Raw genomic sequence first — 19,481 nt, 5'->3', positions numbered from 1 at the left:
CTGTGCACCAATTCTGCTCTGTTCGGATGCGTCGCGCAGCGATTCCCTGGTGTTCGCCGGAAGGCCCGGCGAAACAGGAACGAGAGGTCGACCGCATGAAGAACACCGTGACGGCCGTTGAAGGCGTCGAGGACGACGGGCTGCTGGTCGCCAAGCGGAGCATCGCCGCCGCCCGCAGCAGGGCCGACGTGCCCTCCGACGTCACCGGCGGCCGTTCCGACGGCAACGACAACGACTAGCCGGAGCGCCCACGACGATGCTTGACACCGCTTCGTGGGCGGCGTGTCTGGGCGGGGAGACCTTCCTCGCCCAGACGCTCCACCGCTCCCACCTCGTGATCCCCGGCAGGTCGGCAGATGTGGCCGACCTGCTGTCCTGGGACGACCTGAACACCATCCTGGCCACCCACCGGCTGGAGCCGCCCCGCTTGCGCCTGTCGGCGGACGGCGAGACTCTGCCCGCTCACCGGTACGCCTCGACCGTCACCAACCGGCGTGCCGCCACCTGGCACCGGATCCAGCCTTCCGAACTTCACCAGCGTCTGGCCGACGGCGCATCGCTGGTCCTCGACGCCATCGACGAGATACACCGCCCGCTCCGGGCCGCCGCCGTCGGCCTCGAATGCTTCCTCGGCACCCCTGTCCAGGCGAATGCCTACGCCTCCTGGACCTCGGTGGAGGGCTTCGGTACCCACTGGGACGACCACGACGTCGTCGTCGTCCAACTCGACGGCGCCAAGCGATGGCGCATCTACGGCCCGACCCGGACTGCACCTGCCTGGCGCGACGTCGAGACACCGACCGAGCCGACCGGCGAACCCATCGCGGACTTCGTGCTCACCCCGGGTGACGTGCTGTACCTCCCCCGCGGGTGGTGGCACGCGGTCACCGCCGATCAAGGAACCGCCTCGCTCCATGTCACCTTCGGCCTGGTCGCCCACACCGGAGCCGACCTTCTGTCCTGGGTCGTCGACCGGGTACGCGCCGAGACCGCCGTCCGCCTGGACGTGCCGCGGTTCGCCCCCGTGGGAGACCAGGCCGCCTATGTAGCCGACTTACGGCGCGCTGTTCTCGCTGAGCTGGACGACCCGTGCCTGCTCACCCGGTGGGCGCAGGCGATCGACACCACCCACCCGGGCCGCCCAGTGCCCTCGTTTCCCTTCGTCGGTGGGCTGCCGGTCCCGCGCACCCCTGCCGAGACGGACACGGTCGGCTCGCTGACGATCACGTCGACGGTTCCTCGCGCCCGGTTGACCGAGAACCCGGCCGAGGGAACGGTCACGTTCGCGGCGGCCGGCACCGAGTGGGAGTTCAAGGACCAGGCCAGGCCCGCCATGGAACGCCTGCTCGTCGGGCAGCCGCTGACCGTCCGCGCGTTCGCCGAGGCGGGCGGGATCAGTATCAACGACGCCGTCGCCCTGCTGAACGAGCTCCTCGCTGGGCAGGTTCTCCACGTCACCGAAGGAAGCCGATGACGGCCGTGCTCGGCCTGGGCACGTACAAGGTGCGCGACGTCGAACTGGCGGCGCGCACCGCCCTGGCCTCTGGAGCACCCTGGATCGACACCGCCCCCAACTACGCGGACGGCCAGGCCCATCGGGCCCTCGCACCGTTGCTCAACGAGCACCCGGGCGTCCGCGTGGCGACGAAGACCGGGTTCCACACGGCCGAACAGGCGCGCGCCGCCATGGTCGACGGAGTACTCGGCATCACCGAACCGACCGCCGGGCACAGCCTCGCACCGGGCTTCGTCCGCTGGCAGACCGAACGTACCTTGGAGGAACTCGGCCGGGCCGACCTCGTCTTCGTCCACAACCCAGAACGCGCAGGGGAACACCGGCCGCAGATCCACACAGCTCTGCGCCGCGCGTTCACGGTGCTGGAGGAGTTGGTCCACCAGGGCCGGATCACCGGGTACGGCGTGGCCACCTGGTCGGGTTTGCGGGACGGCGCGTTCACCGTCCCGGAACTGCTTCGCCTGGCCCGAGAGGCCGCAGGATCGGACGAGCACCATCTCGCAGGTCTCCAGCAGCCCGTCAGCCTCGTCATGGCGGACCCGATCGTCCAAGTGCTCGACGCCTCGCCCAGCTCGCTCTACCAGGCCCAGGACGCTGGCATCACCACCTTCGGGTCCGCCCCCCTTCACGGCGGTGACCTACCGGGTCTCATGACACCCGAACTGGTCAACCTCATCCGACCCGGCTTGACGCCCGCCACCGCCGCCCTCCTGGTCGCAGCCTCCTGCCCTGGCCTGACCGTCACACTCCTGTCCGCCAGCAGCAGCACCCACTGGCAGGATGCTCTACAAGCCACCACCGTGCCGCTGGAGCCCGACCAGCTCAGGAGCGTGATCTGTGCAGTCGCCTGACGAACCCACCCGCATCCGCATGGAAGCCGCGCACGCCACCGCCGCCGCCCACCTGGAGGTGACCTGCACCGGAAGCCCCGTCTGGGGCTTTGCAGGCAGCACCATCGGCCGCCGGGCCGGCACCCACTGGCTGCGCGTCGCTTCCACCTCGCCGACCAGCACCCGCAAGCAGGGGCGCGGCATCGCCGGAGCCGACGCCCTCGTCCCGAAGGACGTCTCCCGGCCGCGCCTCCACGGCATCTTCGACTGGACGCAGGACGGGCATGGGTACCAGGCCGACCTGCTCGACCACATCACCAACCCGGTAGTTTCCAGCCGACCCGACCTGACGACGGACCCTGGCCTCGACGACTTCTGGTGGCACAGCCTCCGAAGCGCAACTGAGAGCCTCGCCACCGCCAAGGGCGTGCGGACCACGGTCCGGGACACCTGGATCGAGCGAGCGTTCCCCCAGTTCCTCGGCGTCCGCGCCCCGGAAGCTGTCGAACGCGCCACCGGACACGGCGACCTCCACTGGGCCAACCTCACCGGTCCCACCCTCACCATCATCGACTGGGAACGCTGGGGCCTGGTCCCGGTCGGCTTCGACCCGGGCATGCTCCACGCCAACAGCCTCCTCGTCCCCGCCGTCGCCGCGCGGATCCGCCACGAGTTCGCAGCCGTCCTCGACAGTCCAGCTGGCCGCGTCGGTGAGCTCACCGCCATCGCAGAGATGCTTCAAGCCGTCGCCCGCGGGTGGTACCCGGAACTGGCCGTCCCGCTCGCCGACCGCGCCCGTGAGCTGACCGGCGTGCCCCCTCCGGGGGATGCCGCCCCCGAACTCGTCGGGTAGGGGCGTAACAGCGGTGATCTGGTGACAGCTTCTGCAGCGCAGAACTCACGGCCCACCGACGGTAGTCGGCTGCAGCGCGGACCGCGGCGCCGTCCTGCCTCGGCCCTGCTAACGTCACCGCCGTGACGCTATCTGTAGTAGACGGCTGTGCGGTGGACCTGCGGAGGGAGTCGGTCGACCACATCCTCGAACGGGTCGAACGGCGCCTCGGCGCCGTACTCGATCGGACCGGCATCGTCCGCAAGCGCCGGTCGATCGGAGCGCGCACCGACCGGGATACCTGGGTCCGTGTCGAGCGCCGGCCGTGGTCGCGGGCCCGCGAGCAGGGTTGGGCGGCACTGAATCCGCAGCCGTGCTGACCGGAGTGGCAATGCCCCGCTGGGTGGAATCGGCGGCGTGGCAGGACCCCGGAGACAAGGCCTTCTGGCGGTCGGACGAGACCTCGCTGCTTCCGGGCAGCCCGGTCGGCACGGCCGTCCTTGCCGCCGATCCTGAGCTTCCGGACAGCTAGTGGAAGGCTCTGAACGCTTCGTTGGACGTGCTCGCCGCCTGGCCAACGGCCAGGGTGGCGACACCGGACACCGAGCTGATCACCCAGCAGCTGGTCGACCACGTGATCCGAACCGCTTTCCCGCAGGCGGTGAACACCAAGGTGTGATCCTGGTCGTCGGCGCATGCCGACCTGAACTGGGCGAACGTCACCGGGCCCGAGTTCTGCCTGTTCGACTGGGAGGACTGGGGGATCGCGCCGCGCGGCCTCGACTCCGCGTCGCTGCTGGCTGCCTCCCTCGCCGTCCCAGAGCTCGCGGACCGCGTTCGCCGCGAGCGCAGGGCGGACCTGGAGAGCCGGGACGGCATGGTGATGCGCCTCTTCGTGCTGGCAAAGATCGCCGGGCCCCACGCCAACCCGGACGACCCCCGGATGGCGCTGGCCCGAATCGAGGCCGAGCAGTTGATCGGCCTGCTTTAACCTGCTCGTGTACACCCCTGGCGACCCTTGTGCGGTTCATCCGGGCCGTGACGGGTGAACCACCGCACGCGAACTCGAAGGACGCGGAAGGTCACCAGACCAAGGGCTCGCGTTCGTAGAAGAGTCCGCCGGTGGGGCCGTCGTCGGGCAGGGTGGCGAGCCAGACCGGGGTGTCGGCCGCTTCATCGGGGGTGCGGTCGGCCTCGCCGTAGGCCATGCGGGTGTCCATGCGGCCGGGGGAGACGGCGTTCACGAGGATTCCGGTGCCGGCGAGTTCGGCGGCGAGGATCTGGGTGAGCGCGTTGAGGCCCGTCTTGGAGATGCGGTAGGAGACGTTGCCGGTGCCCATGTTGCTCTGGGAGCCGAGGTGGCTGGTGATGTTGACGATGCGGCCGTAGCCGTTCTTGCGCATCTCGGGCACGGTGGCTGCGGCGAGGCGCCAGGCGCCGAGGAGGTTGGTGTCGAGGGTCGCACGGACGCGCTCGAAGTCGGGTGCGGAGGCAGCTTGGCCGCGGTCGACGGCGACGGCGGCATTGTTGACCAACACGTCCAGGCGTCCCAGCTGGGCGGCTACGTCGGCGACGAAACGGGCGACGCTGGCCGGGTCGGTGACGTCAAGTTCGTAGGAGCGAACCGTGAGCCCCTTGCTGGCGAGGGCTGTCTCCGCCTCGCGGCCGGCCAGTCGGTCGCGTACTCCGATGACGACCTGCATGCCCTGTTCGGCGAGTCGGGTGGCGATGGCGAGGCCGAGGCCTCGGTTTCCGCCGGAGATGAGGGCGACGCGCTGGTTGGGGTGTGTGGTCATGCGGACAGTGTGGCGAGCAGCTCGTCGAGGCGCTGGACTTTCGGGTCTTTCTTGGTCATCGGGAGTTCGGCTCGAGCCGTGAGCACCCGGGTCGTGTTGCGGTGGGACGGTGCGCTGGCGGCCAACTGGGCGGCCCTCTCCAGGAGGTGGACGGCGTGGTCGGCGTTGCCGAGCGCGGTGTGGGTACGGGCGCTCTGGATCGTGTAGGTGGCCAGGTCACGTACCTTGGCCGGGGACATGAGGTCCAGCGCGGTAGTGAAATGGACTTCGGCCAGCCTCGGGCGGTGCAGGTCCGCGTAGCAGGTGGCGGTCTGGGCGTGGAACTCGGCGGGGTCGAAGTATTCGGTCCAGGCCGGGTCGTCGTCGGTGGTGGTGGAGCGGGCAATCTGCGTCTCGGCTTCGGACAGCGAACGGTCGCACCCGACCCGGTTGCCGCAGGCGGCCTGGGCGCGGGCTTGCCGCAGCAGCAGCATGGCCCGCGTTCTGGGGGTGACGTCGCCGGCGCCTTCGACGGCGGCGGTGGCGAGGGCGAGGGCGGCGGTAGCGAGGCCGTGGTCGTAGCACTGGAGGCTGAGCGACTTGAGGATGTTGGCGCCCAGGGCACGGTCGTCGGCGGCGTGGGCGACGCGCAGGCCGGTAGTCCAGTACCGCTGGGCGGCGGCATGGAGTTCGGCGTCGAAGCTGGCGAAGCCGGCGAGTCGGGCGAGTTCGGCGTTGAGGCGGAGCAGGCGTCGGCCGACCTTCTCGGTGTAGGACGCCTGCTTGAGCAGGTCGGTGACGGTAGCCAGCTCGGTGTCGAGGAGTAGGCGAGCGCGGTGGCCGCCGAGTGCGGCCTCCAGCCGGCGAAGCCGTGGCAGCCCGCTCTCCAGGTCCTCCACCAGCTGTTCGTCGACCGGGCCTCCGGCGAACGCGGCGGCCAGTGCGTCGGGCGTCTGTGAGAGCCACTGGCCGGCGAGCAGGGTCAGGGTCTGCCCGCCGAGTTTCATGAATCCGCGCCGGTCGGGCATCGCATGCTCCAGGGTGTCGTCCAGTGCATCGAGCGTCCCCGCCATGGTCCAGGGAAAACTGGTGCGGACCGGCCCGCCGTCTGGTAACCACCCAGGCCAGCCGAGCCGGTGCACCTCCCCCAGCGGTACGCCGAGTGCCGCCGCGAGCGCTGCCTGACTCTCGGCGTCCGGCTCGACGCCCCAGTTCTCCCACTTCCACGCCTTGCGCCGGTCGGCCGACCGTTTCGTGGCTTTGGCGACGATGTCGACGACGTCCTGGTACGTCCAGTCCTGTGCGTCCCGGACGACGCTGAGCGGGTGGACGAGGCGCATCCGTGTGCGTAAGCCGCTTGATCGGCTCATCAGTAAACCCCCGATGTGTTCACCGGATTGTAGCCCTTCCGCCACTGTGTGCTGATGTCTCATTTGCGGCCGGTGGGACCGGAAGACGACACGGAGACGACAAAAGTGCTCTTCACAAGGGGAGTTGGGCGGCGGTTAGCTAGTGATCCCCCGAAGGGAGTCCTGCCGCTGGTGTGCGGTGGGGCACCCGGGAGCGCGGCCGGGGACCACTTCAGGACCGAACCTGTCGATGACCTGGGCCGCAGCGAGATGACGTCACCGAGGACGGACCACTCGCACCGATCGCCGAAGTACGGCACCAGCCGTGTCCGAGTCCGCTCACCTGCACACCGATCCGCCGGCGGCGGCGCCGTCGCGCCGCCGGACGGACTCGGCATGCCAATCTCTGAGGAGCCCCATGTCACGAAGGACCGCCGTCGTGACCGGTGGAGCCGGATTCATCGGCTCCCACCTGTGCGACGTGCTGACCCGCAGTGGGTTCGCCGTCGTCTGCGTGGACAACTTTCTGACCGGAAGCCGCGCGAACATCGCGGACCTGCTCGGCGCCGAGCACTTCGAGCTGATCGAGCAGGACGTCAACGACAAGTTGGCCGTCAACGGTGCGGTGGACGTGGTGTTCCACCTCGCCTCGCCGGCCTCCCCGGCCGACTACCTGTGCCACCCCATCCCGACGCTGATGGTCGGCTCCATCGGCACGCTCAGCGCGCTGGAGCTGGCCAAGGAACACGGTGCTCGGTTCGTCCTCGCCTCCACCTCCGAGGTCTACGGCGACCCGCACCAGCACCCGCAGACCGAGACGTACTGGGGCAACGTCAACCCCATAGGCCCGCGCAGCGTCTACGACGAGGCCAAGCGCTTCTCGGAGGCCGCCACCGCTGCGTACCGCCGCGAGTACGGCACCGACACCGCGATCGCACGGATCTTCAACACCTTCGGCCCCCGGATGCGCACCGACGACGGCCGGGCCGTGCCGGCCTTCATCACCCGAGCGCTGACCGGGCAACCACTCCAGGTCGCGGGGGACGGCAGCCAGAGCCGCTCGCTGTGCTACGTCGACGACACCGTGGCTGGGCTGCTGACGCTTGCCACGAGCCGCCACCCGGGCCCGGTCAACCTGGGCACCGAGGACGAGCGCACCGTGCTGGACATCGCCCGCAGCATCCTCGGCCTCACCAGCTCCGCCGCAGGTATCGAGTTCGTCGCCCTGCCCGAGGACGATCCCGTGCGCCGCCGACCCGACACCACCCTGGCCCGCCAGGCGTTCGGGTGGGAGCCACAGATCCCGGTCGAGGACGGCCTGGCCGCCACCGCGGCCTGGTTCGCCCAGCAGCTCGCCACCGGGGCCGCGCTGTGAGCGCCCCGGCCGTCGACGCATTCAGCCGACTGCGGGCAGACGGGTACGCGGTCGTCCCCGCGGTGGTCACCGATGTGCTGCTGGAGCGGCTGTGCGCCGAGGCCGACGCCCTGGTGACCGCATTCGAACGTGGTCAGCGCAGCGACGACTTCTGGCACTTCACCCGTGACGGGGAGAGCGCCCCGGTGCTTTACCGCGTCCACAACCTCCATCAGCAGCCGAGTGCCCCGGTCGCCGCCGTGCTGTTCGCCGCCGGCCCGCTGCATCACCTCGCCGAGACCCTCCTCGGCCGCCCGGCGCGAGCCCGGGTCAGCGCAATGATCGTGAAGATGCCGCACGTGGCCGCCGCCGTCCCGTGGCACCGCGACCGCACCGACGTCGCCCCGGGCACCGCGATCAATCTCAGCCTGTTCCTGGACGACTCCGACACCGGCAACGGCTGCCTGGAGTTCGTCCCCGGCAGCCACCTGCTGGCCGACGACGCCGACGTGGACCAGGCCCGCACCGCGGGGCCGGTCCTGCCGGTCGGTGCGAAGGCCGGCGACGTGGCCGTGCACGACGTGCGGATCGTCCACGCCTCTCGCCCCAACGCCTCCGCGCGGCCCCGCCGCAGCCTCGTCATCGAATTCGTCCCCGCCGACACGGAGTCACCTTGACCAGCCCCGCACCCGCCCGACGACCGAAGGTCGCCACCATCACGGTCGGCACCAACGAGTCCCGCTGGCTGCCTGCCTGCCTGTCCACCCTGCTCGCCAGCACCCCCGACCTCGACCTCACCGTCTGGTACGTCGACAACGCCTCCACCGACGGCAGCACCGCTCTGGTTCGCGACACCTTCCCCGCGGTGCGGATCGTCCAGAACGACAGCAACCTCGGCTTCGCGAGGGCCAACAACGTCGGCATGCGCGCCGCCCTGGCCGACGGCGCCGACTACGTCTTCCTCGTCAACCCCGACACCCGAACGCCGAACGACCTGATCCACCAGCTGACCGCCTTCATGGAACGCTGGCCCGAGTACGGCGTCTGCGGCCCCATGCAGTACACCTACACCGACGGTGACCCCGTCGCCTTGGACGAGCACAACGAGTGGTCGCGCACCGCGTTGCGCTTGGGAGAGGCCGACGGCTTCGTGGGAGATCGCCCGCACCGGCCCTCGCCCGCCGGTCCCGCCGCGGGTCGTGCCCCCGAGACCTTGGAGCACGCCTACGTCCAAGGCGCCGCGTTCTTCGTCCGCGCCGAAGTCCTGCGCACCGTCGGACTGTTCGACCGGGTCTTCCACACCTACTACGAGGAGACCGACCTGTGCCGCCGGGCCCGCTGGGCCGGTTGGCGGGTCGCCCTCAACCTCGGTTTGGGCATCCAACATGTCGGCGGTGGCGGGACCGGCGCGAGCACCTACCGGCGGGTGCAGATGCGCCGTAACCGGTACTACTTCCTGTTCACCGACATCACCTGGACCTGGCCCGCGATCCTCAGCCTGGTCGGACGGTGGCTGCGCGAAGACCTGCTCGGCCGCTCAGTGGGCGGCACCACGACTCCGGCCCGTGGGTGGGCAGAGACGGCCGCTGCCGCCTGGTGGCTGCTGCGGCTCGCCCCGACCGTAGCCCGGCGCCGCCGCGCCCACCGCCGTCTTCGAGCCGTCCGCCCGGTCGCCCGCACCGCCGGGAGCGCGCCGTGACCAGGCTGCTGTTCGTCGGCGACTTCCACTGGCAGGCCGGCTCCGCCCACATGATCGCAGAGTACGTGCGTGCCGCGCCCGCCCTCGACTGCGAAGTGGCCCTCGCCGGGCCGCTGTGCCGGATGGACGACCAGGTCCCCGGCCTCCTACCGGTCGTCGATGACCTCACCTGGGGCACCCACCTCGTCCTGGTCTTCGAGGGCCGCCAGTTCCTCGACGAGAAGCGGCTGGAGCTGTGCGAGCGCTTCCCCCGCGAGCGCCGGATCGTCCTCGACCCGGACGCCCACTGGGGCGAGCACACCGTCCTCGGCCCGGACGACTCCGCCGGAGCCTACGGCCACGAGCAGTGGCAACGGCTGTACCGGCAGCTCAGCGACCGCATCCTCCAGCCGCGCCTCGGCGCCCTGCCGGACGGCGCCCGGTTCTTCTCCTACTTCGGGATGCCCAAGCCGGTACGCCGCCCGGAGCACGCCCCCGAGGACCTGCCGTACGAGTTGCAGTACGTCGGCGCGAACTGGTGGCGCTGGGACGCCCTCGCACACCTGGTCGAAGCCGCCCGATCGGCCCGGCCGCCGCTGACCCGCCTGCGGGTGGCGGGCCGCTGGTGGAGCGGTGACCCCCACCCCGACCACCTCACCGCCACCGCCAACCGGCCCGGCTGGCTGGCCGGGCACTCTGTGAAGGTCACCGGCCCCGTGCCCTTCGGCCAGGTCCTCAACCAGATGGCCAAGGCTGAGATCACCCCGGTCCTGGCCCGTCCCCTGCTCGCCCACCAGCGCCTGCTCACTCCTCGCATGTTCGAGACCATCGCGGCCGGCACCATGCCAGCCCTGCCGCCCGAACTCGCCTACACCGCCGACTTCTACGGCGAGGAGATAACCCCGTTCCTCCTCGGCGACCACCCCGCCGAGGACCTCGCCCGGATGCTGCGCGACGCCACCGCGAACCGCCCGCGCCTGGGCCGCATCCAGGACGACCTGCGCCGCCGCTTCAACTACCGGCGCGTCCTGGGCCAGCTCCTCGCCTTTACCGACTAGTCCGGGAGGACCACCGTGCCCACCATCCTGATCACCGGGATCACCAGCTGCGAGAGCCGCGGAGTCGAAGCCCTCGCCCGATCCCTCGCCACCACGCTGACCGCCGCACCGGACACCTCGGTCACCGTGCTCACCCAGACCCCCGATCTCGATGCCGAAGCCCTGGCCGGGACCGGCGCCGACTGCACCGCAGACCCGTGGGTCGTCTCCCGCTCCTGGGCCACGATGCGGCCGGTCGAGACCGAGCCGCACCGCCGCGCCCGCGCCGAACGCCTGCTCCAGCACGCGGACCTGGTCCTCGCCACAGGCGGCGACCTGCACACTTCCGGCTACGGCGTCTCCACCCCCTACCTCGCGGTGCTCGACCGCGCCCAGCAACTCGGCATCCCCACCGCGATGATCGGCCAGTCCGTCGGCCCCTTCACCGACCCCACCGAACGGGCCGCGTTCACCGCCACCGCCAACAGGCTCGACCTGCTGACCGCCCGCGAGACCACCACCCTGGCCTACCTCATCGGGCAACTCGCCCTGCCCGCCGAGAAGGTGCTGCTGAGCGCTGACCCCGCCTTCCTCCTCCAGTCCTCGCCCCCGGAACGCACGAAGCAGCTGCTCGGCGACGCCGGCCTCGACGCCGGGCAGCCGTACGTGTGCCTGGCACCGAGCAAGGGCGTCACCCGCTACAGCACCATCACCGACGCCGAGCACCTCGACGCGCTGACCCGCCTCGCCGACACCCTGTGGCGGGTGCGGCGGCGCCCGCTGGTCCTCGTCCCGCACTGCCACGACTCCCGCGAACACAACGACGACCGCATCCTGGCCCGGCAGATCGCCGCCCGCCTGCCCGACGTACCTGTCCACGTCCTGCACGCCGACGGCACCGGGGCCAGCGACTACAAGGCCGTGCTCGGCGCCGCCGACCTCGTCGTCTCCGAACGCCTGCACGCCTCTCTCGGAGCCCTGTCCAACGGCACCCCCGCCGTCGCCATCGGTCACAGTCCCAAGTTCGGTGGCGTCCTCGCCGACACCTACGGCCCCGGCATCCCGGCCGCCGACGTGCACCACGACGTCGCCGCCTTCACCGCGGAGCCGGCCGCCGCCGAGCACCTCGCCCGTCTGGACACCGACAAGCTGCGCGAGCACCTCGCCACCCGGCTCCCGACCCTCACCGCGCTCGCCGCCGCCGACATCGCCCGCGTCCGCTCCCTCCTCAACTCCTGAGCCCGTCAACCCGATCGGAGCACAGCATGACCCTGCACCTGGTTACTGGCGGCGCCGGATTCATCGGCTCCCACCTCACCGGCCGCCTCCTGGCCGCCGGACACGACGTCGTCGTCCTCGACAACCTCGACGGCGGCAAACGCGAGAACGTCCCCGACGGTGCCACCCTGGTCGTCGGATCCATCGCCGACAGGAAGGCTGTGGACGAACTGTTCGCCCACCACTCCTTCGACAGCGTCTTCCACCTGGCCGCGTTCGCCGCCGAGGGCATCAGCCACGCCGTCAAGGCCCACAACTACGAGGTCAACGTCCTCGGCAGCACCCACCTGATCAACGCCGCCCTGCGCACCAAGGTCCGGTACTTCTCCTACGCCTCCTCCGTTGCTGTCTATGGCACCGGCCGCGTCCCGATGCACGAGGACGACCAGCCGCAGCCCTCCGACAGCTACGGCAACGCCAAGCTCACCATCGAGCGCGAACTCGCCATCACCTCGCACCTGCAGAGCCTGCCGTTCACCGTGCTGCGGATGCACAACGTCTACGGCGCGCGGCAGAACATGGCCGACCCCCTGCGCAACGCCGTGGCGATCTTCCTCAACCAGATCATGCGCGGCGAGCCGATCACTGTTTACGGCGACGGCAGCCAGCTCCGCTCTTTTACCTACGTCAACGACATCGTCGGTTGCTTCCTTGACGCCGCCGACAACCCGCGCCACTGGAACCGGGTGATCAACGTCGGCAGCCAAAAGCCCTGCACCGTGCTGGAGATGGCCCACGCTGTACGCGAGGCGATGAGCGTCCCCGACCACCCAATCCGCTACCTGGCCGCCCGCGAAGAGGTCCATGCCGCCTACACCAGCAGCGAACTCGCCCGCATGCTGCTTGGAGACTGGAAGGACACCCCGCTGGCCGAGGGCCTCGCCGCCACCGCCGTCTGGGCCAGGACCCACGGCCCGGTTCAGCCTCGCAGCATCCTCGCCCTCGAAGTCGACTCCGACACCCAGCCCGAGTGGTACACCACTGCCACCTCCAGGACAGAGAAGCCGTGACCAGGACCATCGCCCTGCCCTCGACCGAGACCATCGCCACGGACGTCGGCGGCGTCCTCTACTACGACGAGCCCTTCGAACTCGCCTGGTTGCAAGGAGTTCTCGAACGTGCCGGCGAAGCGGACCCGACGCTCACCATCGCACAGTTCACCGCCGAGATGCGCCGCTTCTACCTCCAGCGGGCCCACTCCACCGCTAGTCCCGGCCTCTACAGCCCGGCTGGCACCCACAGCTGGAACCACCTCCGCCGCACCTGGGAAGACCACGTCCAGCTGATCCCCGGCGCCTTCGACGCCCTCGACGCCCTCGCCGCCGACCGCCCGGTGTGCGTCGTGGCCAACCAGCCGCGCGAGTGCGAGAACGTCCTGCGCGACACCGGGGCCGCCAACAACCTGGCGCTGATCGCCCTCGACACCACGGTCGGCATCGCCAAACCCGACCCCGGCCTACTGGACTGGGCCATCTCGAAGCTCGGCTGGAGCCCGGCGACCACCCTGATGGTCGGCGACCGCCCCGACCACGACGCCGCCCCCGCCCAGCGTCTCGGAGCCCACGCCGCTCTCGTCGAACCGTCCACCGGATGGACTGTCCCACCCGGCACCGACCCGACCCTCGTCACCGCCTACCGCGAGGTGCGGGCCGAGCGCCTGGAGATCCGACGACACCCCGCCGCCGACCAAAGCCTCCGCCTGCTCGACCTCGCTGACCTGGCCGAACAGCTCGTCGGCCGCCGGCGCCCCGCCCGGAAGGGGTCCGACAGGTGAGCGTTCCCCTGACCCTGGCCATGTGCAGCAACCGGCCCGATCTGCTCCTGACCGCCCTCGACCGGCTCCACGGCATCCTTGGCCCGGACGACCACCTCCTGGTCGTCGTAGACACCGCTGCGGACGCCGCCACCCGGCGACGCCTCACCCAGCCCTCCAACCGGCGCACGGTGCACTTCAACGGCACCACCATCGGCCTGTCCCACAGCCGCAACCTCGCGCTGAAAGAGGCCCCCACCCGGTACGTCGTCTTCGTGGACGACGACATCGCCCCCACTGCCACCGCGGTTGATAACCTACGCACCGCGCTGACCGGCGGAGCGCACGTAGCCGGCACCCGGATCACCGCCGACCTCCAAGGCCACCGAACGCCCCGGTGGCTGACCGCAGGGCAACTGCACTACCTCGGCTCCCACCACCCCGATCTGCCCGCCAGCATCTGGGGAGGCTGCTTCGCCCTCGACCGCGACCACCTCCACCTGCTCGGCATCGACTTCGACAGCCGCCTCGGCCGTGTCGGAACCAACCTCGTCTCCGCCGAGGACACCACACTGGTACGCCAGCTCGCCGCCCTCGGCGCCACCACCGCGGTCCTGCACACCACACAGGTCCACCACCTGATCCCCGCCCACCGGCTCAGACCCAGCTACCTCCTGCGCCGGGCCTACTGGCAAGGCCGCAGCGAAGTCCGCCGGGGCACTACAGCCAGCGGCCTGCACAAGGAGTGGACACGCAACCGATCCGGCGGCCGGGGCGCGCGACCCGCAGCCCTCGCCCTCCTCTACACCGCAGCGGTGCTGACCGGCATAGGCCACGAACTCCTCAACCAAACCCGGAGGCGCACGTGAGGATCGCCATGCTCAACCCGCCTCACCGGTACGGGCAGGACACCACCCAGTGGATCACCGTCCCGCCGCAGGGCTACGGCGGCATCCAGTGGGTGGCTGCCACCCTCATCGACGGACTGCTCGACGCCGGGTGTGAGATCCTTCTCGTCGGCGCACCCGGCAGCGCCCCCCGGCCGGGCCTGACCGTCTCCGGCGCCACCACCTTCGACGCCACCCGGGTCGCGCTCCGCGAGTTCGGCCCGGACGTGGTGCACGACCACACCAACGGCCAGATGCTGCCCGCCGAACCGGACTGGCCGGCCGTCCGCACCCATCACCTCAACGGCGCACCTGAGCACCGGGCGAACATCGTTTACCTCTCCCGCGCCCAGTGTCGGGCCGCCGGGTCCACCGGCGCGCCGATCATTCGGCTGCCGGTCAACCCCGATCGCTACACCTACCGCGAGACGAAGGCTGACTTCCTGCTGTTCCTCGGCCGGGTTTCCGCCCACAAAGGGGCCCGCCAGGCCGCTGCCTTCGCCCAAGCCGCCAGCCTGCCGCTGAGACTCGCCGGACCAGCGTGGGAGCTGGACTACCTGCACGGCATCCTCACCGACTACCCCAGCACCGCCGAGTACATCGGAGAAGTCGGAGGCCCCTGCCGCACCGACCTGCTCGCCGACGCGCAGGCCCTGCTCGTTCTCTCCCAGCCCTTCGGAGGACCCTTAGGCGGCGAGTGGATCGAACCCGGTGCCACCGTCGTCGCCGAGGCCGCCGTCAGCGGCACCCCCGTCATCGCCACCGACAACGGGTGCCTCGCCGAGATCGCCCCGCAAGTCGGTACCGCCCTGCCCGCCGAGCTGACGCCTACCCCGGAGCAGGCTGCCAAGGTCCTGGCTGGCCTCCCGGCCCCGAAGCACCTTCGGGCCACCGCGGTCGAGCGGTGGGGCCACCATGTGATCACCGCGAAGTACCTGGAGGTCTACCGCCGTGCCGCATCGGGCGGCACCTGGGTCTGACCTGCGATCAGCGAGGACGCTTCCCGGCGGCGATCCGCTGCCGGGAAGCCTCGTACAGGACCGCAGTCGTGGCGTTCGCCGCGTTCAGCGAACTGGCCGCCCCCGTCATCGGGATGCTCACCGTGAAGTCGCACAGCTCCCGCCACGTGCTGGACAACCCGGTCGTCTCGTTCCCCACAAGCAGCAGCACCGGCTGGGTGAGGTCGAAGTCGTAGACGTCCGCGTCGCCCTTCTCGTCCGTGCCCACCAGGACCAGCGGCCGACCGACGGAGCGCTGCTGTTCCACCCAGGCCATCACCTCGGTCGGCCCCGGCACCCGGACCGACGGCAGCGAGAACAGGCTGCCCGTGGTCGCCCGCACGGCCTTCGGATCGTAGACATCGGCCGCGTGACCCGAGACGATCATCCCGTGCGCACCGAAGGCATCGGCCGATCGGATGATGCTGCCGATGTTGCCGGGGGTGGTCGGCCTGTCGAACAGGACGCCCAGAAAGTCCGGCCCGCCCTCGATCCGGTTCAGGTCGTCCGCCAGCATGCCGACCACCGCGATCACCTCGGGCGCGCCCTCGGCCTTCTCCCCGAGTTCTGCCAGCAGCTCCGGCGCCATCGCGATCCGCTCGGCCCGTGTTGTCCGCAGCAGCTCCTGCGCCCAGTCCGACAGTTTCCGCCTGTCGTCGTAGAGCAGGGCATTGATCGGCCAGCCGTACTCGACAGCGAGCGAGATCGGCCGTACCCCTTGAACCAGGAACTCGCCGAGCTGATTCCGCTTCTTCCTGTTGCTGAGCAGCGCCTCCCATTGCTGGAACCGCGCGTTGCGAGACGTGATCCGCTGAACCGCTGGCACCTGTCCTCCAAGGTGAGCCGACAACGATGCGTTCCGACTTCGGCGGAGTCCGCACCAGCGCAGCAATGACCTTACACCTGGCACCAACATCTGTGTTGAACGAGACTCTTGACCATACCTCAGGTACTTGCGCACGCACCGTGGACGCCCCACAGCCCCGGGACACCTGGCACCGGCAGAGCACCGGCGCCGGAGGGGAAGGCCCGCGCTACTACAACTGGGCATGGGTGCAGGCCGGAGCCAGCAAGAACCGGTGCCTGCTGATCGATCACCCAGCCTCACCCGGATGTGCTGCGACGTTCTCGCAGCCAGCGCGGCGCCACCCTTCCGACCGACTCCCATGGCTGCCGAGATCGGCTGCCTGGTCGCAGCCGAGCAGGCAGCCGCCGGCATGCGACGGGACGGTCGAGAGTTGACGGCAGATCGGACGACCTCGCACTCGGCCCGTCGTGGTGCTGGCGGACCGGTCCTACTCGTCGAGAGCCCTCCACAAGCACCAGCGCAGGCGCGGCATCCGAGCGGTGATCCCGCAGCCCGCCGACCAGATCGCCAACCGCAGACACAAGGGCCGAACCAGCGGCCGCCAGCTCTCGACCTCGAACCCTACAAGCAGCGCAACACTGTCGAACGGTGCATCAACCGCCTGAAGAATTGGCGAGGCCTGGCCAGCCGCTACGAAGACCGCCACCGCTGTCCGGACCGGACTCCACATCGTCGGCATCTTCGTCTGATTCGCCCGCTGAGCCAAAAGAAGCGACCCAGGAGTAGCAATTCGCTGCCTTCATGAGGATTCCACGAGGGAGGGGTGATGGGTGCGATCATAGTTCCGTCATAGATGTGCAAACTTCGCAGGCATTCACTCGATCGTGTAGTGGCGTTTTCCGCCAGCAAGGGTGAATGATTCTTCTCGCTCGGCCTGCGAAATCCCGTGCAGGATTTCGCAGGCCTCCCGGCAGGGGCTTCCCATTAATACGACCAATGGGAGTGGGGTGTCGTTCGATCATGAAAGAGGGATCGCAATGGAGATCTTCAACGGCATGGCGGCGGACACCATCAAGGCCAAGGGCCCGTGGCAGAAGGCCAGGCGCAGCGTGGGCTCCGGGTCCTGTGTGGAGTTTCGCGCGCTGGACAACGGTGCGGTGGCGGTCCGCAACAGTCGGTATCCTGGGGGCCCGGCCCTGGTGTTCACCCGTACCGAGATCCACGCCCTGTTGGACGGTGCCCGCAACGGGGAATTCGATCATCTGACGGTTTGATCTTCAGCTGACGGATGATTCCCGTCTTAGCTGATTGGTGTGACGGCCTGGCTCTCTTGTGCGAAACTCATCCGGATAGCTCAATGGTTGGGATAAAGCACTGGGGGGCCTGATGGCCGTCGACACATTCATTTCTGGACGCGGGGGCGGTACGGACCGGCCGTGGGCGGAGGCAGCGCTGCTCCTGGGCGCCCACCTGGAGGTCGCGCGCGGGCGCCGCAAGCAGAGCGAGGTGGTGGAGGCGACCAACAAGCGGGTCAGCACGTCGCACTACAGCCGTCTCGAACGCGGCGAGGTGCGGATCGACAAGCCGCACATCGTGTCCATCATCCTGGACGCCCTGAACATCGCGCCGGGCACCCACCGCGACCACCTGACTGCCCTCGCGTTCGCCGCGTCGAAGGAGGGCTGGGCGTCGAGGTTCCGCAGCGGGCACCGCGAGGTGGTGCCCGACTCGATGCTCCGACTGACCTCATTGGAGGAGTCGGCGACCGAATTCTTCGTGGTGGACCGCAATGCGATCCCCGGCCAGCTCCAGACCGAGGCGTACTCCAGGCTCGTCACCCGCTACACCCTGCCGGCCAGCCTGAGGGACGCCGGTCTGCAGGAAGTGGTCGTCGGTCTGCGGGCCGAGCGCCGTACCCGGTTCGCGGGGCGGCTGATCACGGACCAGCCCAAGGGCCGGTTCTTCGTCGAGGAGGCTTTGCTCTACGCAGACTTCGGCCACCCGGAGGTGCTGATCGACCAGCTGCAGGAGCTGCTCGGCCTCGTGGAGAACCGGGCCCTGCCGGTCGGCATCCGGGTGATGACCGCGCGGGCTCCCCTGGCCGTCCCGGTGAGCACCCTGACCCGTCTCGGATTCCGCAAGGAGCTCGCGGACGCGGTCCCCGACGTCATCTACAACGAGACGGGCCGCACAGCGTCCTTCCACCGCGGCTCGCTCCCCGGGATCAACGAGGTGACCGACCCCGACTACGTGGACCTCGACGATCTCATCGACAATGTGCTCATGAGGGCTCCCGGTTACCGGGACAGCCGCCGGCTCATCGAGAACGCCCTGATGGAGGCTCAGCTCCGCCTGTAATGGCGGAGCCGGGCCGGGCGAAACTGGCGGGCGCGTTCGGGTCAGACGACCCGGGCGAGCCCGCCAAACTCGATCCACTCCAAGGTCGCCTGCCGGGCGGGGGAGTCAGCGTCGGGGTGCCAGTCGGTGACGTCCACCAGGCCGGGGGGCTCGACGACGAGCCTGTCGACATCGAAGAAGCCGCGAACGTCGGCCTCTGTTCGCACGCGCCCCCACTTGCCGCCGGTCTGCTGCTGCATCAGCTCGGTCACGGTGTTGCGGATGGCGGCGTCGTCGCTGACCAGCTGACAGATCACCACGACGCTGCCCGGGGCGAGCAGGCTCACCGTGCGCTCGATGATCGCCTTCGGGTCGCCGTTATCCCGGTCGGGGACGCAGTGGAGCACGGAGACGAAGAGTGCGGCGACCGGCTCGGCCAGGTCGATCCGATCCTTGAGGCCGGCCACTATCGCGGGTGTGTCCGCCATGTCGGCGTTGAGGATCACCGCGTTCGGGCTCTCATCCAGCACGGCTCTGCCGTAGCCGAGGACCATCGGATCGTTGTCGACGTACACCACGCGCGCGTCCGGATGGACGGCTTCGGCGACCTCGTGGACGTTGCTCTGGGTGGGTAGGCCCGAGCCGTGATCGATGAACTGCTTGATCCCGTAAGTTTCGGCGATGTGCCTGACCACACGGATCAGGAAGCTGCGGTTGTTGAGCGCTAGTTCGCGACTGCTCGGCACCGTCTTCAGTAACTCCTCGACCGCTCTGCGGTCGGACGGGTAGTTGCGGTTCCCCCCGAGCAGGAAGTCGTACATGCGAGCCGCACTTGGCCTGCCCCTGTCAATAGGCTCTTGCCAGTCGTCGGCTTCGTTCCGGTTCACCCGCTACCCCTTGCGTGATGCGAACTTCAGTGCCAACGAGCAAGTATGACGCTGCATCATAATATGCCGTGATCCGAAGTGCTGAAACCACACGTGTGGGTGAAGGTGGTTAAGGCATGACCAAGAGCCTGGCCAACCGGAGCATTCGTGGTCGGTTCGCCA

19 protein-coding genes and 2 pseudogenes are annotated in these 19,481 nt (G+C 69.6%); 17 read left to right on the top strand and 4 right to left on the bottom strand.

The genetic code is table 11. The features are described from left to right. Positions 1–95 precede the first annotated feature (95 nt). The 5 genes and pseudogenes from ACIQVZ_RS13560 (at position 96) to ACIQVZ_RS13540 (ending at position 4,169) form a co-directional block, all read left to right on the top strand. Positions 96–239 (top strand): hypothetical protein, encoded by a 144-nt coding sequence (locus ACIQVZ_RS13560; RefSeq protein ID WP_402449693.1) that lies wholly within the window; start codon positions 96–98, stop codon positions 237–239. A gap of 17 nt (positions 240–256) precedes the next feature. Next, positions 257–1,474 carry a cupin domain-containing protein gene (locus ACIQVZ_RS13555; RefSeq protein WP_402449691.1) on the top strand — a complete coding sequence of 406 codons (1,218 nt, stop codon included), beginning with the start codon at positions 257–259 and terminating at the stop codon, positions 1,472–1,474. Continuing rightward, entirely contained in the window at positions 1,471–2,367 is an 897-nt protein-coding gene (locus ACIQVZ_RS13550; RefSeq protein ID WP_402449689.1) for an aldo/keto reductase, read from the top strand. The genes ACIQVZ_RS13555 and ACIQVZ_RS13550 overlap by 4 nt, the downstream gene beginning before the upstream one ends. Further along, positions 2,354–3,199 (top strand): hypothetical protein, encoded by an 846-nt coding sequence (locus ACIQVZ_RS13545; RefSeq protein WP_402449686.1) that lies wholly within the window; start codon positions 2,354–2,356, stop codon positions 3,197–3,199. The genes ACIQVZ_RS13550 and ACIQVZ_RS13545 overlap by 14 nt, the downstream gene beginning before the upstream one ends. Before the next feature lie 122 nt (positions 3,200–3,321). Continuing rightward, positions 3,322–4,169, top strand: a pseudogene (locus ACIQVZ_RS13540) (hypothetical protein). Between the two features lie 91 nt (positions 4,170–4,260). On the opposite strand, the gene ACIQVZ_RS13535 reads toward ACIQVZ_RS13540, so the two are convergent. Next, entirely contained in the window at positions 4,261–4,974 is a 714-nt protein-coding gene (locus tag ACIQVZ_RS13535; RefSeq protein WP_402449684.1) for an SDR family NAD(P)-dependent oxidoreductase, read from the bottom strand. Next, a complete protein-coding gene (locus tag ACIQVZ_RS13530; RefSeq protein ID WP_402449682.1) occupies positions 4,971–6,293 on the bottom strand; it encodes a hypothetical protein in 1,323 nt (440 codons plus the stop codon). Before ACIQVZ_RS13530 ends, ACIQVZ_RS13535 begins: the two co-directional genes overlap by 4 nt. A gap of 427 nt (positions 6,294–6,720) precedes the next feature. Here ACIQVZ_RS13530 and ACIQVZ_RS13525 point away from each other — a divergent pair, with 427 nt between their 5' ends. The 9 genes from ACIQVZ_RS13525 to ACIQVZ_RS13485 are packed head-to-tail and all read left to right on the top strand — an operon-like array spanning position 6,721 to position 15,269. Then, positions 6,721–7,677: a UDP-glucuronic acid decarboxylase family protein gene (locus ACIQVZ_RS13525; protein WP_402449679.1), complete on the top strand. Its 957-nt coding sequence runs from the start codon at positions 6,721–6,723 to the stop codon at positions 7,675–7,677. Further along, a complete protein-coding gene (locus ACIQVZ_RS13520) occupies positions 7,674–8,333 on the top strand; it encodes a phytanoyl-CoA dioxygenase family protein (protein ID WP_402449677.1) in 660 nt (219 codons plus the stop codon). Before ACIQVZ_RS13525 ends, ACIQVZ_RS13520 begins: the two co-directional genes overlap by 4 nt. Next, the gene (locus tag ACIQVZ_RS13515; protein WP_402449675.1) at positions 8,330–9,355 is read left to right on the top strand and encodes a glycosyltransferase family 2 protein; all 1,026 of its coding nucleotides are present in this window, start codon (positions 8,330–8,332) and stop codon (positions 9,353–9,355) included. Before ACIQVZ_RS13520 ends, ACIQVZ_RS13515 begins: the two co-directional genes overlap by 4 nt. After that, positions 9,352–10,392, top strand: a complete 1,041-nt coding sequence (locus tag ACIQVZ_RS13510) for a hypothetical protein (RefSeq protein ID WP_402449674.1) — start codon at positions 9,352–9,354, stop codon at positions 10,390–10,392. The genes ACIQVZ_RS13515 and ACIQVZ_RS13510 overlap by 4 nt, the downstream gene beginning before the upstream one ends. Before the next feature lie 15 nt (positions 10,393–10,407). Next, positions 10,408–11,610 carry a polysaccharide pyruvyl transferase family protein gene (locus ACIQVZ_RS13505; protein WP_402449672.1) on the top strand — a complete coding sequence of 401 codons (1,203 nt, stop codon included), beginning with the start codon at positions 10,408–10,410 and terminating at the stop codon, positions 11,608–11,610. A 26-nt stretch (positions 11,611–11,636) separates the two neighbouring features. Continuing rightward, entirely contained in the window at positions 11,637–12,659 is a 1,023-nt protein-coding gene (locus tag ACIQVZ_RS13500) for an NAD-dependent epimerase/dehydratase family protein (protein ID WP_402449670.1), read from the top strand. Beyond that, positions 12,656–13,423: an HAD family hydrolase gene (locus tag ACIQVZ_RS13495; RefSeq protein WP_402449668.1), complete on the top strand. Its 768-nt coding sequence runs from the start codon at positions 12,656–12,658 to the stop codon at positions 13,421–13,423. Before ACIQVZ_RS13500 ends, ACIQVZ_RS13495 begins: the two co-directional genes overlap by 4 nt. Further along, positions 13,420–14,271, top strand: a complete 852-nt coding sequence (locus ACIQVZ_RS13490; RefSeq protein ID WP_402449667.1) for a glycosyltransferase family 2 protein — start codon at positions 13,420–13,422, stop codon at positions 14,269–14,271. The genes ACIQVZ_RS13495 and ACIQVZ_RS13490 overlap by 4 nt, the downstream gene beginning before the upstream one ends. Before the next feature lie 8 nt (positions 14,272–14,279). Then, positions 14,280–15,269: a glycosyltransferase family 4 protein gene (locus ACIQVZ_RS13485; protein WP_402449665.1), complete on the top strand. Its 990-nt coding sequence runs from the start codon at positions 14,280–14,282 to the stop codon at positions 15,267–15,269. 7 nt (positions 15,270–15,276) lie between these two features. Here ACIQVZ_RS13485 and ACIQVZ_RS13480 read toward each other — a convergent pair whose 3' ends face one another. Beyond that, complete coding sequence (locus ACIQVZ_RS13480) at positions 15,277–16,113, bottom strand: TrmH family RNA methyltransferase (RefSeq protein ID WP_402449844.1); 837 nt, start codon at positions 16,111–16,113, stop codon at positions 15,277–15,279. Between the two features lie 422 nt (positions 16,114–16,535). Here ACIQVZ_RS13480 and ACIQVZ_RS13475 point away from each other — a divergent pair. The 3 genes and pseudogenes from ACIQVZ_RS13475 to ACIQVZ_RS13465 all read left to right on the top strand — a co-directional run. Then, positions 16,536–16,844 (top strand): annotated as a pseudogene (locus tag ACIQVZ_RS13475) (transposase); the annotation flags it as partial. 288 nt (positions 16,845–17,132) lie between these two features. Next, positions 17,133–17,369 (top strand): DUF397 domain-containing protein, encoded by a 237-nt coding sequence (locus tag ACIQVZ_RS13470; protein WP_402449663.1) that lies wholly within the window; start codon positions 17,133–17,135, stop codon positions 17,367–17,369. 112 nt (positions 17,370–17,481) lie between these two features. Then, the gene (locus ACIQVZ_RS13465) at positions 17,482–18,453 is read left to right on the top strand and encodes a Scr1 family TA system antitoxin-like transcriptional regulator (RefSeq protein WP_402449660.1); all 972 of its coding nucleotides are present in this window, start codon (positions 17,482–17,484) and stop codon (positions 18,451–18,453) included. A 41-nt stretch (positions 18,454–18,494) separates the two neighbouring features. Here the strand turns inward: ACIQVZ_RS13465 and ACIQVZ_RS13460 are convergent, their stop codons facing one another. Beyond that, positions 18,495–19,319, bottom strand: coding sequence for an SAM-dependent methyltransferase (locus tag ACIQVZ_RS13460; protein ID WP_402449657.1), 825 nt, complete (start codon positions 19,317–19,319; stop codon positions 18,495–18,497). Between the last annotated feature and the right edge of the window lie 162 nt (positions 19,320–19,481).

Source organism: Kitasatospora sp. NPDC098663, from assembly GCF_044760075.1.
Lineage (GTDB): Bacteria > Actinomycetota > Actinomycetes > Streptomycetales > Streptomycetaceae > Kitasatospora.
The sequence above is the reverse complement of the archived record's forward strand: the minus strand, read 5'-3'. Positions and strand labels throughout refer to the sequence as shown.